The 14514-nt window shown below is 62.9% G+C and carries 11 protein-coding genes; 8 read left to right on the top strand and 3 right to left on the bottom strand.

Annotated features, from left to right (window positions below; all coding sequences use genetic code 11):
- Positions 1–125: 125 nt before the first annotated feature.
- Complete coding sequence (locus tag JQ617_RS25100) at positions 126–1055, bottom strand: response regulator transcription factor (protein WP_212028616.1); 930 nt, start codon at positions 1053–1055, stop codon at positions 126–128.
- Complete coding sequence (locus JQ617_RS25095) at positions 1045–4413, bottom strand: hybrid sensor histidine kinase/response regulator (protein WP_212028615.1); 3369 nt, start codon at positions 4411–4413, stop codon at positions 1045–1047. Before JQ617_RS25095 ends, JQ617_RS25100 begins: the two co-directional genes overlap by 11 nt.
- A 171-nt stretch (positions 4414–4584) precedes the next feature.
- Here JQ617_RS25095 and urtA point away from each other — a divergent pair, with 171 nt between their 5' ends.
- The 8 genes from urtA to JQ617_RS25055 all read left to right on the top strand — a co-directional run bounded on the left by urtA (position 4585) and on the right by JQ617_RS25055 (position 12329).
- Entirely contained in the window at positions 4585–5844 is a 1260-nt protein-coding gene (urtA, locus tag JQ617_RS25090) for an urea ABC transporter substrate-binding protein (RefSeq protein ID WP_212028614.1), read from the top strand.
- Positions 5845–6009: 165 nt separating this feature from the next.
- Entirely contained in the window at positions 6010–6936 is a 927-nt protein-coding gene (urtB, locus tag JQ617_RS25085; RefSeq protein ID WP_027557089.1) for an urea ABC transporter permease subunit UrtB, read from the top strand.
- A 23-nt stretch (positions 6937–6959) separates the two neighbouring features.
- Positions 6960–8099, top strand: coding sequence for an urea ABC transporter permease subunit UrtC (urtC, locus tag JQ617_RS25080; protein WP_212028613.1), 1140 nt, complete (start codon positions 6960–6962; stop codon positions 8097–8099).
- A 10-nt stretch (positions 8100–8109) separates the two neighbouring features.
- Positions 8110–8865 (top strand): urea ABC transporter ATP-binding protein UrtD, encoded by a 756-nt coding sequence (urtD, locus tag JQ617_RS25075; protein ID WP_063694890.1) that lies wholly within the window; start codon positions 8110–8112, stop codon positions 8863–8865.
- A gap of 12 nt (positions 8866–8877) precedes the next feature.
- A complete protein-coding gene (gene urtE, locus JQ617_RS25070) occupies positions 8878–9567 on the top strand; it encodes an urea ABC transporter ATP-binding subunit UrtE (protein ID WP_145670025.1) in 690 nt (229 codons plus the stop codon).
- 26 nt (positions 9568–9593) lie between these two features.
- Positions 9594–10823, top strand: a complete 1230-nt coding sequence (fmdA, locus tag JQ617_RS25065; protein ID WP_063694888.1) for a formamidase — start codon at positions 9594–9596, stop codon at positions 10821–10823.
- 67 nt (positions 10824–10890) lie between these two features.
- A complete protein-coding gene (locus JQ617_RS25060) occupies positions 10891–11241 on the top strand; it encodes an FmdB family zinc ribbon protein (RefSeq protein ID WP_212028612.1) in 351 nt (116 codons plus the stop codon).
- A 47-nt stretch (positions 11242–11288) separates the two neighbouring features.
- Positions 11289–12329, top strand: coding sequence for an aliphatic amidase (locus tag JQ617_RS25055; RefSeq protein WP_063694886.1), 1041 nt, complete (start codon positions 11289–11291; stop codon positions 12327–12329).
- 97 nt (positions 12330–12426) lie between these two features.
- Here the strand turns inward: JQ617_RS25055 and JQ617_RS25050 are convergent, their stop codons facing one another.
- Positions 12427–13941 (bottom strand): ATP-binding cassette domain-containing protein, encoded by a 1515-nt coding sequence (locus JQ617_RS25050; RefSeq protein ID WP_212028611.1) that lies wholly within the window; start codon positions 13939–13941, stop codon positions 12427–12429.
- Positions 13942–14514: the final 573 nt, after the last annotated feature.

The raw sequence follows: 14514 nt of genomic DNA, 5'->3' as shown, positions 1-14514 counted from the left end.
TGCTCAAAAAGTGAGCGTTCCAAGGGGCCGGGGGATGGTGCGGCGCAAAACTGGCGCTTGGTTGCGCTTCGCAGTCAGGCAGTGCGCCCGACGACCTCTCAGATCAGGTTCGACGAGATGCGCTTCTACGAATTGCGCCGGTTTGCGTTGACCGCGATCGCCGCCGCCGCTGTGCGGTTCTCGACGCCGAGCTTGGCATAGATCTGCTCGAGATGCTTGTCGACGGTGCGTGGCGAGAGGCCAAGGATCTGCGCGATGTCGCGATTGGTTTTGCCTTTCGCCAGCCAGGACAGCACCTCGCTCTCACGTGTCGTCAACCCGAGCTCACGAGGGAATTCCGCCGGCGAGTCTGTGCCTGTATCCTTTGCCAGCCGCAGCAGCAATTCGTTCGGGCCGAGCTTGCCTACATATTGCAGCCGAAGCTGCTCGCTGCCGGTAGACGATGCCATCGCGGCAGTCTTCGAGGCGGCTTTGCCTTTCTGGATCTGATCGATCCATTGCGGTATCGGGTCGGGCAGCACCAAGTTATCGTCGGCATCGACTGCGAGGGCATCCGCCAGCAGCTTCTGCGCCTGCGGCGTGGCCCACTTGATCTTGCCGGCGTCGTTCACCGCGAGCAGATAGCGGCCGGAGACGTCGTGCGCTGCGCGCGCACTCTGGGTCAGCCGCGCGTTGGCAAGATGGACGCGAATGCGTGCCAGTATCTCCTCAATCGCGATCGGCTTGGTGACATAGTCGACGCCGCCGGCTTCGAGCCCGCGCACGATGTGCTCGGTCTCGGCAAGGCCCGTCATGAAGATGATCGGCACACCGTCGAGGCCGGCATCGCGCTTCAGCCGTTTGCAGGTCTCGAACCCGTCCATGCCTGGCATCACCGCATCGAGCAGCACGATGTCTGGCGTGATCTGGTCGACGATCCGCATCGCGGACAAGCCATCGAGTGCGACCATCACGGTCATGCCTGCGCCATCGAGCGCGTCGGTCAGGAGACGGAGCGTCTCGGGAGAATCGTCGACGACGAGGGCGACGTCGCGCTTTTTGGGGTCAGTGATCATAGCTGTGCAGGGTTTTCAGCGTCGCCATGTATTGATCGAGATCGAAACGGTCGAGCAGTGCGCGCATATGGGTGACGAAGTCGGCGTGCTCCGGCAGCTCGGTGCCGATTTCGTCGAGCTTGAGCTGGATCGCCCGGACGTAGCCGAGACGGCCAAGATCGATCAGCTCCTCGACATATTTCCCCGGGGGTCGCGAGCCGCTCTCCGGTTTCCACAGCGGCGCGGGGGCCTGTTCGGCGTCGTATTGCCAGTCGAGCTTGAGCAATTGGCGGATGGTTTCCAGCAGCCGCGGGATGTCGATCGGCTTCATCAGATAGCCGTCGTGGAACGGCTGCGCCAGCGGCGCGCCATGCGCTTCGAGCGCGCTTGCCGACACCATCAGGATGCGCGCGGTGTGATGGCCGTTGGCGCGCAAGGTCTCTGCCACCGTCCAGCCGTCCATGCCGGCCATGGAGATATCGAGCAGGAACAGGTCGGGCCGGCAGTGCTGCGCCAGCGCGAGGCAGCCGGGACCATCGGGGGCGCTGAGCAGGATGAAGCCGAGCGGCGCCAGCACCTCGCGCAGGAGATCGCGATGCGTCGGGTCATCGTCGGTGATCAGGATCGTCTTGCGCGGGCCGAGATAGCCGTAGATCGGCGCCTCCACCGGTGCATCGCGCCGGGGATTGGTGACCTCGGAGAGCAGGAGCTTCACGCGGAAGGTCGCGCCGGTCCCGACCGTGCTCGTCACCTTGATGTCGCCGCCCATCACGCCTGCGAGCAGGCGGCTGATCGTGAGACCCAGGCCGGTCCCGGTCTGCGGCTGCGCCACGCCGAGCGCGCCGCGCTCGAATGGGGCGAAGATGCGTTCGAGATCGTCCTGCCGGATGCCGGGGCCGGTATCGACGACCTCGAATTCGGCGACGGGGCTGCGATAATGCACGACGAACTTGACGCTGCCGGTCTGCGTGAACTTGATCGCGTTCGACAGCAGATTGATCAGGATCTGCCGCAACCGCTTTTCATCCGCATAGACCACGACCGGCAGAATCGCCGGCCGCTTGAACATGAAGTCGATGCCCTTGGCGGCAGCTTGCAGGCGGAACATGCCGACGAGCTGATCGAGGAAGTCGTTGAGGCGAACCTCGTCGCGGGAGAGGTAGAGCCGTCCGGCTTCGATCTTGGAGATGTCGAGGATGCCGTCGATCAACCCCGACAGATGATCGGCGCTGCGGCGGACTACCCGCACCTGATCCCGGGGCCGCGCCTGCAGACTGTTGTCCTGCTCGAGCAATTGCGCATAGCCGGAGATCGCGTTCAGCGGGGAGCGCAGCTCGTGGCTCAGTCCGACCACATAACGGCTCTTGGCGAGGTTGGCGGACTCCGCGACCTCCTTGGCGCGCTGCAATTCGGCGTCGGTGCGCTTGTGCGCGTCGATCTCCTGGATCAGGAGCGTGGTCTGCCGCCGGGTTTCCTCCTCCGCTGCGCGACGGCTCTGCTGCGCCAGCACGAACAGCCAGGCAACGACGCCGATGATGATGATCAGCGAGAAGAACACTTTCCATAGCACGTCAGCCAGCAGCGCGTCGGCATGCACGGTTGCCGAGGTCTGCAGGTAGACCAGTCCGAGCACGAGCCCTACGAGCCCGGCCGAGACAGCGAATACGCCGATATACTGACCGAACTGCGAGTTGAGCCGGGTATGGATCGTCTCGGGCAGCATCTTGCCGAGCGCTTCCGACACCTGTGCACCGGCCCGTGCGTGCGGCTTGCAGAGGTCATGACAGCGGGCGTCGAGCGAGCAACACAGCGAGCAGATTGGTCCGGCATAGGCGGGGCATGATGCCATGTCCTCCGGCTCGAACGAATGCTCGCAGATACAGCATTGGATGGCCTCGACGTTCTGCCAGCCCCGCTTCGGCTTCCGGGCGATGTAGTACTTGCCGCCGGTGGCCCACGCGATCAGCGGCGCCGAGACGAAGGCGGCTGCGAGAGCGACGAAGGCCGACAGGGCCTTGGCTGTCGGGCCAAACACGCCATAGAACGCGCTGATCGAGGCAATGGTCGCGATCGTCATGGCGCCGACGCCGACCGGGTTGATGTCGTAGAGATGGGCGCGCTTGAACTCGATCTGCGGTGGACGCAGGCCAAGCGGCTTGTTGATGACGAGATCGGCGACCAGAGCGCCGACCCATGCGATCGCGACGTTGGAGTAGAGCGCCAGCGTCTGCTCCAGCGCCTTGTAGACACCGATTTCCATCAGGAGCAGCGCCACCACGACGTTGAACACCAGCCAGACCACGCGACCGGGATGGCTGTGCGTCAATCGCGAGAAGAAGTTCGACCAGGCGATCGAGCCGGCATAGGCGTTGGTGACGTTGATCTTGACTTGCGACAGGATCACGAAAGTGCCGGTCAGCGCCAGCGCGAGGTCCGGCTGCGACAGCACATAGCGAAAAGCTTCGAGATACATGTTGGCCGGCTCGGCAGCCTGCTCGAGCCCGACGCCATGGCTCAGCGCGAAATAGGCCAGGAAGGAGCCGACCAGCAATTTGAGCGCGCCGAAAATGATCCAGCCGGGGCCGGCGCTGAGCAGGGCGATCCACCAGGAGGTTCGAGAGGTACGGCGGTCGCGCGGCAGGAAACGCAGGAAGTCGACCTGTTCGCCGATCTGCGCCACCAGCGAGAACACCACCGACGCGGCGGTGCCGAACAGCAGGAGATCGAGATGCCCGTTGGGATCGCCATGCTCGCCGGCGAACGTCCGCCACTCCGTGAACGAATGGGGATTGGCCCAGGCGATCGCCAGGAAGGGGAGCACGTGCAGGACGATCCAGATCGGCTGTGTCCACAGCTGGAAGCGGCTGATCAGGGTAATCCCGTGGGTCACGAGGGGGATGATGACGATGGCGCTGACGAGATAGCCGAGCGGGCGGGGGATTCCGAAGCACAGCTCCAGCGCCGCGGCCAGAATGACCGCCTCAAACGCGAAGAAGATGAACGTGAAGGACGCGTAGATCAGCGAGGTGATGGTCGAGCCGATATAACCGAAACCGGCGCCTCTGGTCAGCAGGTCGATATCGGTGCCGCATTTTGCGGCATAGTAGGCAATCGGCAGGCCACAGAGGAAGATGATGACGCTGACCACCAGAATGGCGGCGATCGCGTTGGAGGCGCCGTAGTTCAGCGTGATGGTGCCGCCGATCGCTTCCAGCGCCAGAAATGAGATCGCACCAAGCGCGGTGTTGGCGACACGGGCGGCGGACCAGCGCCGTGCGCTCTTGGCGGTGAAGCGCAGCGCGTAGTCTTCCAGCGTCTGGTTGGCGACCCATTGGTTGTACTGGCGCCTGACGCGGTCTATTCGCTGCCGCCCTGCCACTCGAACCCCACTTCCGAAACTGTCGCCGGATCCCTCGCAAATCCCGTACCAAAAGCCTACGTCGGTATTTTGCGGTGCAGTATACGCGATCTTGCGTATGCTTGCGCTGCACAAATTCGAGCCATCCTCACGGCACCAATCGCGTGTCCTCGAACAAAAAGTGGGGTGCTCATGTCAGACGAAGCCAACAAGGGCCTGTTCTCGCCGCTCCGGCGCAAATTATTGATGGGAATGGCGGCCGTGCCGGCCATCACCATGCTGCCGCGGGCGTCCTTCGCCCAGGCCCCGGCGACCTCGGCGGTCAACACCACGGGTCTTGCGGTCACCGACACCGAAGTGACGGTCGGTATCCTGCATTCGGCGACCGGTACCATGGCGATCTCCGAGACCGGGTCGATCGAGGCCGAAAAGCTCGCCATCGAGCAGATCAACGCCGCCGGCGGCGTGCTCGGGCGCAAGATCAAGTTCATCCAGGAAGACGGCGCCTCCGATTGGCCGACCTTTGCGGAAAAGGCCAAGAAGCTCCTCGTCAACGACAAGGTCGCGGCGATTATGGGTTGCTGGACCTCGGCCTCGCGCAAGGCGGTGCTGCCCGTGATGGAGCAGTACAACGGCATGCTCTACTACCCGACCTTCTATGAAGGTCTCGAGCAGTCCAAGAACGTGATCTACACCGGCCAGGAAGCCACCCAGCAGATCCTCGCCGGCCTGAACTGGATCGCCAAGGAGAAGGGCGCCAAATCGTTCTTCTTCATCGGCTCCGACTACATCTGGCCGCGCACCTCGAACAAGATCGCGCGCAAGCATGTCGAGAACGTGCTGAAAGGCAAGGTCGTCGGCGAGGAGTATTACGCGCTCGGCTCGACACAGTTCAACTCGGTCATCAACAAGATCAAGCTGACCAAGCCTGACGTGATCTTCACCGACGTTGTCGGCGGCTCCAACGTCGCCTTCTACAAGCAGCTGAAGGCTGCCGGCATCGACCTCTCCAAACAGCCGCTGCTGACGATCTCGGTGACCGAGGACGAGATCGACGGTATCGGCGGCGAGAACATTGCGGGCGCCTATGCCTGCATGAAGTACTTCCAGTCGCTCGACAATCCCAACAACAAGGCGTTCGTGCCGGCCTTCAAGAAGGCGTGGGGCGAAAAGACCGTGATCGGAGACGTCACCCAGGCTGCCTATCTCGGCCCTTGGCTGTGGAAGCTGACGGTCGAGAAGGCCGGCTCGTTCGACGTCGACAAGATCGCGGCGGCCTCGCCCGGCGTCGAGTTCAAGGGCGCGCCGGAAGGCTATGTGCGCATCCACGAGAACCATCATCTCTGGTCGAAGACCCGTGTCGGTCGCGCCAAGCTCGATGGTCAGTTCGAGCTGATCTACGAGACCGCAGATCTGGTCGAGCCGGATCCGTTCCCGAAGGGTTACCAGTAAGCGCGCGGATTTCCCCGCAAGCTTCCCCACCAAGAGCTCCCTGGCGTGGATTGCAAGTCCATGCCCACGACCCCCGCGTCGCGATGTCAATCGCGACGCGGGACCCTCGGACGCGGGACGCTGTTCCCCGGACGCGGGACGCTGTCCCCTCGACGGAGAAATCAGATGTTCGGCGACTATTCGATTGGCGACCTCGGCTCGATCTTCGTCATGCAGGGCTTTGCCGGCCTGATCCTGTTTTCCGTCTACGTGCTCATGGCGCTCGGGCTCGCGATCATCTTCGGCCAGATGGGCGTCATCAACATGGCCCATGGCGAGTTCATGATCCTGGGCGCCTACGTCACCTGGATGACGTCGAACTTCTTCCAGTCCTATCTGCCCAGCCTGTTCAGCGGCTACTTCTTCCTCGCCATGATATTGGCCTTCCTGGCCTCCGGCGCGCTCGGAATGCTGGTCGAATGGGTGCTGATCCGGCACCTCTACAAGCGACCGCTCGACACGCTGCTTGCGACCTGGGGCCTCAGCCTCATGTTGCAGCAGGCCTATCGCTCGATCTTCGGTGCGCGCGAGGTCGGCGTCGAGCTGCCGCAATGGATGCTCGGCTCGCTGCACGTCACCGACTCGATCGAGGTACCGATCAACGGCGTCTTCGTGATGGGCCTGACGGTGCTGATCACGATCGGCGTCGCCTACATCATGTTCCGTTCGCGCTGGGGCCGCCAGGTCCGCGCCGTCGTGCAGAACCGCATCATGGCAGGCGCCGTCGGCATCAACACGGCCAAGGTCGACCGCTACACCTTTGCACTCGGCTGCGGCATCGCCGGCGTCGCAGGCAGCGCCTTCACCATGATCGGCTCGACCGGACCGACGTCGGGCCAACTCTATATCGTCGATACCTTCCTTGTCGTCGTGTTCGGCGGCGCCGCCAGCCTGCTCGGCACCATCGCCTCCGCCTTCTCGATCTCGCAGACCCAGTCGACGCTCGAGTTCTTCATGTCGGGCTCGATGGCGAAGGTGCTGACGCTGCTCGCAGTGGTCGGAATTCTGATGCTGCGGCCGCAGGGGCTGTTTGCCCTCAAGGTCCGCAAATAACGGAAGTGCAGGGGGCTAGACTCATGAACGACAGTCGTTTTGCCACGCGATCTGAGTTGATCGGCATCCTGGTGCTCGCGGTCTTTCTGGTCGTGATCCTGCCGCTCTGTCTCGACGTCTTTCGCCTCAACCTGGTCGCCAAATATCTGACCTACGCCTTCGTGGCGCTGGGGTTGGTGATCTGCTGGGGCTACGGCGGCATCCTGAGCCTGGGGCAGGGGGTATTCTTCGGCCTCGGCGGCTACTGCATGGCGATGTTCCTCAAGCTTGAGGCGTCGAGCGTCGAAAACACCAAGATCCAGTCGACGCCGGGCATCCCCGATTTCATGGACTGGAATCAGATCACCGCGCTGCCATTCTTCTGGAAGCCGTTCCACAGCCTGACCTTCACCATCCTGGCCGTCATCCTGGTGCCCGGCATCTTCGCCCTGATCATCGGTGCTGCCATGTTCAAGCGCCGTGTGGGCGGCACCTACTTTGCGATCATCACGCAGGCGGTCGCGGCGATCCTGACCATCCTGATCGTGGGACAGCAGGGCTACACCGGCGGCATCAACGGCATGACCGATCTACGCACGCTGAAGGGTTGGGATATCCGTCCCGACCACGCCAAGGTCGTGCTCTATTTCTTCGAAGTCGGCCTGCTGTTTGCCTGCATCTGCATCGCCCAGCTGGTGCGCCACTCCAAGCTCGGACGCATCCTGGTGGCGATGCGCGACCAGGAGGACCGGGTCCGGTTCTCCGGCTACAGCGTCGCCAATTTCAAGATCTTCGCCTTTTGCATCGCCGCGATCTTCGCCGCGATCGGAGGTGCGATGTTCGCGCTCAATGTCGGCTTCATGTCCCCGTCCTTCGTCGGCATCGTGCCGTCGATCGAGATGGTGATCTATACGGCGGTCGGCGGCCGGCTCTCGATCCTCGGCGCCGTCTATGGAACGCTCCTCGTCAATTTTGCCAAGACCAGCCTCTCGGAGTCCTTCCCCGAACTCTGGCTGTTCGGCCTGGGCGGCCTGTTCATCGCCGTGGTGCTCGCCTTCCCGAACGGCCTTGCCGGGATCTGGGGAGATTACGTCCAGCCGCGCATCAGCAAGCTGATCGGCGCACGCAAGCCAAAGTCAGGCTGGACCGACAATTCGGTCGCCGACGGCGCACCGGCAGAGTGAGGAGGATTTCATGCTCGTCGGACATCAGCCCAAGCCCTTCCTGCTCTCGGTCGAAGGTCTCACCGTCTCCTTCGACGGCTTCAAGGCGGTCAACGATCTCTCCTTCTATGTCGAGGAGAACGAGATCCGCGTCATCATCGGCCCCAACGGGGCCGGCAAGACCACCGTGCTCGACCTGATCTGCGGAAAGACCAAGGCGACGTCGGGTTCGATCGAATTCCGCGGTAAGGACCTGACCAAGCTGAAGGAGAACCAGATCGTCAAGGCCGGCGTCGGCCGCAAGTTCCAGACACCCTCGATCTACGACGACCTCACGGTGTTCGAGAATTTGGAGATATCCTATCCGCGCGGCCGCACCGTGTTCGGCGCGCTGACCTTCACGCGCGATGCCGCCGTGCGCGACCGCGTCCATGAAGTGGCGGAAATGATCTTCCTGAAGGACCGCCTCAACATGAGCGCGGCGCTGCTCAGCCACGGTCAGAAGCAGTGGCTCGAGATCGGCATGCTGCTGATCCAGGACCCTGACCTGCTGATGCTGGATGAGCCCGTTGCCGGCATGAGCGTCTCCGAACGCGCCAAAACCGCCGAGCTGCTCAATCGCATCATCAAAGACCGCTCGGTGCTCGTCATCGAGCACGACATGAAGTTCGTGGAGGACATCGCCCACAAGGTCACCGTGCTGCACCAGGGCCAGATCCTCTCCGAGGGCACCATGGAGAAGGTGAAGAACGATCCGAAGGTCATTGAAGTGTACCTCGGTCACTGAGGAGCGACATCCATGCTGACAATCAATGATCTCCACGTCGCCTACGGCCAGAGCGAGGTGCTGCACGGCCTCAATGTGCAGGTCGCGCCCAACGAGATCGTCGCGATCATGGGCCGCAACGGCATGGGCAAGACCACGCTGATGAAGTCGCTGATGGGCATCGTGCCGACGAAGAGCGGCAAGGTGACCATGGACGGCACCGAGCTCGGCTCGCTGCCGAGCTACGACCGGGTGGCAAAGGGCCTCGCCTATGTGCCGCAGGGCCGCATGATCTTCTCGACCATGACGGTGAAGGAGAACATCGAGACGGGCCTCGTCGTCTCCGGCGGCTCGGAAGTGCCCGCTGACATCTACGAGCTGTTTCCGGTACTGCTGGAGATGAAGGGCCGCCGCGGCGGCAATCTCTCAGGTGGGCAACAGCAGCAGCTCGCCATCGCTCGGGCACTCGCCACCAAGCCGAAGGTGCTGCTGCTGGACGAGCCGACCGAAGGCATCCAGCCGTCGATCATCAAGGAGATGGCGCGCACGCTGAAGCGCATCCGCGACGAGCGGGGGCTCTCGATCGTCGTCTCGGAGCAGGTCCTGAGCTTCGCGCTCGACATCGCCGACCGCGTGCTCGTGATCGAGAACGGCGAGATCGTGCGTGACGATCCGCGCGACAGCGTCGATGCCGCGCAGATCTCGAAATTCCTGTCTGTCTAACCAGTAAAACGAAGGGGAGCATCTCGATGCCAGATACACTGATCAAGGTCGATCTCACCAAGTCGGCCTATGAAAACGACAAGATCCACAACCGCTGGCATCCGGAGGTTCCGATCGTCGAGTGGGTCAGCCCCGGCGACGACTTCATCATCGAAACCGTCGACTGGACCGGCGGCTTCATCAAGAACAACGACTCGGCCGACGACGTGCGCGATATCGACCTGTCGATCGTGCACTTCCTGTCCGGCCCGATCGGCGTCAAGGGTGCCGAGCCCGGCGACTTGCTTGTGGTCGACCTGCTCGACGTTGGACCGCTGAAGGAGAGCCTGTGGGGCTTCAACGGCTTCTTCTCCAAGCAGAACGGCGGCGGCTTCCTGACTGATCACTTCCCGCTGGCGCAGAAGTCGATCTGGGACATCAAGGGCCTTTACACGTCGTCGCGCCACGTGCCCGGCGTCAACTTCGCCGGCCTGATCCATCCCGGTCTGATCGGCTGCCTGCCGGATGCCAAGATGCTCGCGGCCTGGAACGCACGCGAAGCCGAGTTGATCGCGACCAACCCGACCCGGGTCCCGGGCCTTGCCAATCCGCCGTTCGCGCCGACCGCTCACGCCGGCCAGGCCAAGGGTGACGTCAAGGCCAAGATCGGTCTCGAAGGCGCCCGTACGGTGCCGCCGCGCGAGCATGGCGGCAATTGCGACATCAAGGATCTGTCGCGCGGCTCGAAGATCTACTTCCCGGTCTATGTGCCCGGCGGCGGCCTCTCGATGGGCGATCTGCACTTCAGCCAGGGCGACGGCGAGATCACCTTCTGCGGCGCCATCGAAATGGCCGGCTGGCTGCACATCAAGGTCGACGTCATCAAGGACGGCGTCGCGAAATACGGCATCAAGAATCCCGTGTTCAAGCCGTCGCCGATCACGCCGAACTACAAGGACTATCTGATCTTCGAGGGTATCTCGGTCGACGAGGCCGGCAAGCAGCATTACCTCGACGTCCACATTGCCTACCGCCAGGCCTGCCTCAACGCGATCGAGTATCTGAAGAAGTTCGGCTACTCCGGCGCCCAGGCCTATTCGATCCTCGGCACCGCACCGTGCCAGGGCCACATCTCCGGTGTGGTCGACGTGCCGAACGCCTGCGCGACGCTGTGGTTGCCGACGGAGATCTTCGACTTCGATGTGATGCCGTCGTCGGCCGGACCGATCAAGCACATCACCGGTGACATCCAGATGCCGATCTCGCCTGACAAGTGATGCCTGCGCAAAATGGATGCGGGGCGATGCGCCCCGCATCCGACTGGCAACAGCGAAGGGAGCGACGATGCCTGTCTATGAATATCTCTGCAATGATTGCGGCCCGTTCACCGACATGCGGCCGATGGCCGAATGCGACGACCCGCAGGACTGTCCACGCTGTGAGACGGAATCACAGCGCGTAATCCTGACCGCGCCGGCGTTCTTCTGCATGCCCAGTGACAAGCGCAAGGCGCACGCGACCAACGAGCGCAGCAGCCACGCGCCGAAGACGCTCGATCAATACAAGGCCGCGCATGGTCCGGGCTGCGGCTGCTGCGGGACCGGCACGAAGAAGAAACCGGGACGGCTCGTGACCAAGAGCAAAAGCGGCGCCGTCGGCTTTCCGACCGCGCGGCCCTGGATGATCAGCCACTGACGCAGCCGACTGAAAGACGAAAAACCAGAAATAGAAGGGCGTTCCAGATGCTTCACGGTGACATCTCCTCCAGCAACGACGTGGTCGGAGTCGCGGTCGTCAATTACAAGATGCCGCGGCTGCATACCAAGGCCGAGGTGCTCGACAACGCCCGTAAGATTGCCGACATGGTCGTCGGCATGAAGCTCGGTCTGCCCGGTATGGATCTCGTGATCTTCCCGGAATATTCCACCCATGGCATCATGTACGACTCCAAGGAGATGTACGAGACCGCCTCGCAGGTGCCGGGCGAGGAGACAGCGATCTTCGCCGAAGCCTGCCGCAAGGCCAAGGTGTGGGGCGTGTTCTCGCTGACCGGCGAGCGTCACGAAGAACATCCGCACAAGGCGCCCTACAACACGCTGATCCTGATGAACGACAAGGGTGAGATCGTGCAGAAATATCGCAAGATCATGCCCTGGGTGCCGATCGAGGGCTGGTATCCCGGAAAATGCACTTACGTCTCCGACGGCCCCAAGGGGCTGAAAGTCAGCCTGATCATCTGCGACGACGGCAATTATCCGGAGATCTGGCGCGATTGCGCGATGAAGGGGGCGGAGCTGATCGTGCGCTGCCAGGGCTACATGTATCCGGCCAAGGAGCAGCAGGTGATGATCTCCAAGGCGATGGCCTGGGCGAACAACGTCTATGTCGCGGTGGCCAATGCCGCCGGCTTCGACGGCGTCTACTCCTATTTCGGCCACTCCGCGATCGTCGGCTTCGACGGACGTACCCTGGGCGAGACCGGCGAGGAGGAATACGGCATCCAGTACGCCGGCCTGTCGAAGAGCCTGATCCGTGATGCCCGCCGCAACAATCAGTCGCAGAACCATCTCTTCAAGCTGCTGCACCGCGGCTACACCGGCATGATCAATTCCGGCGAGGGCGCAAAGGGCCTCGCGGCCTGTCCCTATGACTTCTACACCAAGTGGATCGCCGATCCCGAAGGGACGCGCGACATGGTCGAGGCGCTGACGCGCCCGATGGTCGGCACCGAGGAATGCCCAATCGACGGCATTCCGAACGAGAAGTCCGGGACGAACTATTAGATCGTCCTGCGGGGCCTCGGCTAAGCGGCGACCGGGGGGCGCCGCTTAGCCGCTTTCGCTGTGTCGCATGCCAGCCATTGGGCCGGCGACGCGGGCTTCAATTGGACATCAGCTTCTCGAAGACCGGCGCCGGGTCATCGACCTCGACAAGCCGCTTGCCCGTGATGACCCAAATTCGTGTCGCCACGGCCTGGACAAAGGCCCGGTCGTGGCTGACCAGAAGGCAGGCCGCACCGTGTTCGATCAGCTCGCTCTCCAGCACGTCCTGGCCCTCGATATCGAGATGATTGGTTGGCTCGTCCAGCAGATAGAAATTCGGCTGCGCCAGCCGTAGAAGCAGCATTGCAAGCCGCGCTCGCTGGCCCCCCGAGAGACGCGTGAGGGGGGCGGTTTGGGCGTCGATGCCGACCCCGGCGCCGGCGAGCTGGGAACGTGCCAGATGATCCGGAAGATTGCTCAGACGCTTGACCGCCTCCCAAGGCGTCGCAAACGCGTCGAGCTGGGACAGCGCCTGATCGGAGTATCCGAGCTTGAGGCTTGTCGCCCCTCGCATGTCCGGATCCGATCCCGTGAGAGCTGCCCGTAGCCTCTCGATCAGCCTCGTCTTGCCGGTGCCGTTGGCCCCGAGCAGAACCACCCGGTCCCCGTTCTCGATCCAGCTCGGTCCGATACGGAGCAAGAGTCTCCCGTCCGGCGTGGTGATCGCCGTATCGCTGACCGTTACGAGCGCCTTGGCGTGGCTGCCACTGTTGGTCAGGCGGATCGTGCCTGCGGAGCGCTCCAGATGAGCTGGTCGGGCGCGCTCTTCGAGCTTGTCAGCCCGCTCGGAGAGCTGCTTGGTCTTCACCACCAGCAGGTCGGACCCGGAATTGATTCCGATGTTCTTGAGCTTCGCCGCTTGCTGCCGGAGCGCCTTGACCTTGCGCTTATCGTTCTCGAACCGCCTTTCTCGCGCAGCGTCGCGTTCTTCCAATGCCTGCACGGCGCGAGAATAGGGCAGGGCGAAATCGGCGCTTTCCTGCGGGCGCAGGAAAAGCGTGCGGTTGGTCACGTCATCGAGAAAAGCCCGGTCATGGCTCGCCGTGACCACGGCGCAGTCGCGCGGCAAGGCGGCGAGAAACGTCTCGAGCACACCGATCCGACCGATGTCGAGATGGTTTGTCGGCTCATCCAGCAGGAGCAGATCTGGCTCGATCACGGCGGCTCGCGCCAGGAGCATTGTCCGCTGCCAGCCGCCGGACAGGCCGCGAACGGCGCGGCCCCTTGTGGACTCCTCCACCGCGAGATCATCGAGCAGGACATCGACGCGCCAGCTCTCAGTCTCGGCAATTTCGGGGGCGAGCGCGTCGCGCACGGCGTCATAGAAGCTGAGGGATAGGAGCCGTTCGGGTGGATCTTGCGGGGCGACCGCGACGACCAGCCCGCGCAAGCGGGTGACGGTTCCGGTCGTTGCATCGTCCTCGCCCGCCAGAATACGAAGCAGGGAAGACTTGCCGCGTCCATTGGCGGCGACAAGGCCAAGGCGATCGCCTTTGGCGATCGAAAAACTCAGTTCGGCGAAGAGCAGCTCGGTCCGAGTCAGGGAAGCGTCTTTGATGGCGATCAGGGTCATTGCGGTCTCATGAAGTCAGTGAGCGCGAGGAAACGCGCAGAAGCGGCTGACAACGAGACGGCGATGCGCTCCCTGGTCAGCCCCGCGAGATCAGACGCGGGGCGGAGACAGGTCCGCGGGTTGGATTCTGAAAGGTGAAACGGGTCACTGGTTCTTGCGCGCCTTCAACCCCAGGATATGAAATATTAACGACTCAATCGCGGCGACGCAAGGCGAACGTCCTTGCAGCCGATGATGTTCGCTTCGTCATGTCGACGTCAGGCCGTTCGATGCAGCCAACCCTGGCCCTCCAGCGGCCAGGCTTCGGCGCTGCTGCGATTGAAGGGCCGCAGGGTAGCGGTGCTCTCCCGAAAGCAAGGCACCACGCCAAACGGCGAGCTGCAGGCGAACTCAGCGTGGACGTTGAGCTGGAGACAGAAGCATCTGTCGCTCGCCGTGGCGCGTGAGGTGGTTGGCTGCATATGCCTGCGAGGATTACCCCCACATCGCTCGGGCCGAGTTGACGTTCAACGCCTCGCAAGAGATCCAGATCGAGTTTCTTAGTGCACGGAAAAATCCAAACGCGGGAATGCG

It is taken from the genome of Bradyrhizobium sp. KB893862 SZCCT0404, from assembly GCF_018130885.1.
Taxonomy (GTDB): domain Bacteria; phylum Pseudomonadota; class Alphaproteobacteria; order Rhizobiales; family Xanthobacteraceae; genus Bradyrhizobium; species Bradyrhizobium stylosanthis.
The sequence above is the reverse complement of the archived record's forward strand: the minus strand, read 5'-3'. Positions and strand labels throughout refer to the sequence as shown.

What these genes read in the sequence shown, in the direction of transcription:
- urtD (WP_063694890.1), top strand. Translation starts at nt 8,110, where the DNA reads ATGCTCGTCGGACATCAGCCCAAGCCCTTCCTGCTCTCGGTCGAAGGT.
- urtB (WP_027557089.1), top strand. Translation starts at nt 6,010, where the DNA reads ATGTTCGGCGACTATTCGATTGGCGACCTCGGCTCGATCTTCGTCATG.
- JQ617_RS25050 (WP_212028611.1), bottom strand. Translation starts at nt 13,941, where the DNA reads ATGACCCTGATCGCCATCAAAGACGCTTCCCTGACTCGGACCGAGCTG.
- JQ617_RS25100 (WP_212028616.1), bottom strand. Translation starts at nt 1,055, where the DNA reads ATGATCACTGACCCCAAAAAGCGCGACGTCGCCCTCGTCGTCGACGAT.
- JQ617_RS25055 (WP_063694886.1), top strand. Translation starts at nt 11,289, where the DNA reads ATGCTTCACGGTGACATCTCCTCCAGCAACGACGTGGTCGGAGTCGCG.
- urtA (WP_212028614.1), top strand. Translation starts at nt 4,585, where the DNA reads ATGTCAGACGAAGCCAACAAGGGCCTGTTCTCGCCGCTCCGGCGCAAA.
- urtC (WP_212028613.1), top strand. Translation starts at nt 6,960, where the DNA reads ATGAACGACAGTCGTTTTGCCACGCGATCTGAGTTGATCGGCATCCTG.
- JQ617_RS25060 (WP_212028612.1), top strand. Translation starts at nt 10,891, where the DNA reads ATGCCTGTCTATGAATATCTCTGCAATGATTGCGGCCCGTTCACCGAC.
- urtE (WP_145670025.1), top strand. Translation starts at nt 8,878, where the DNA reads ATGCTGACAATCAATGATCTCCACGTCGCCTACGGCCAGAGCGAGGTG.
- fmdA (WP_063694888.1), top strand. Translation starts at nt 9,594, where the DNA reads ATGCCAGATACACTGATCAAGGTCGATCTCACCAAGTCGGCCTATGAA.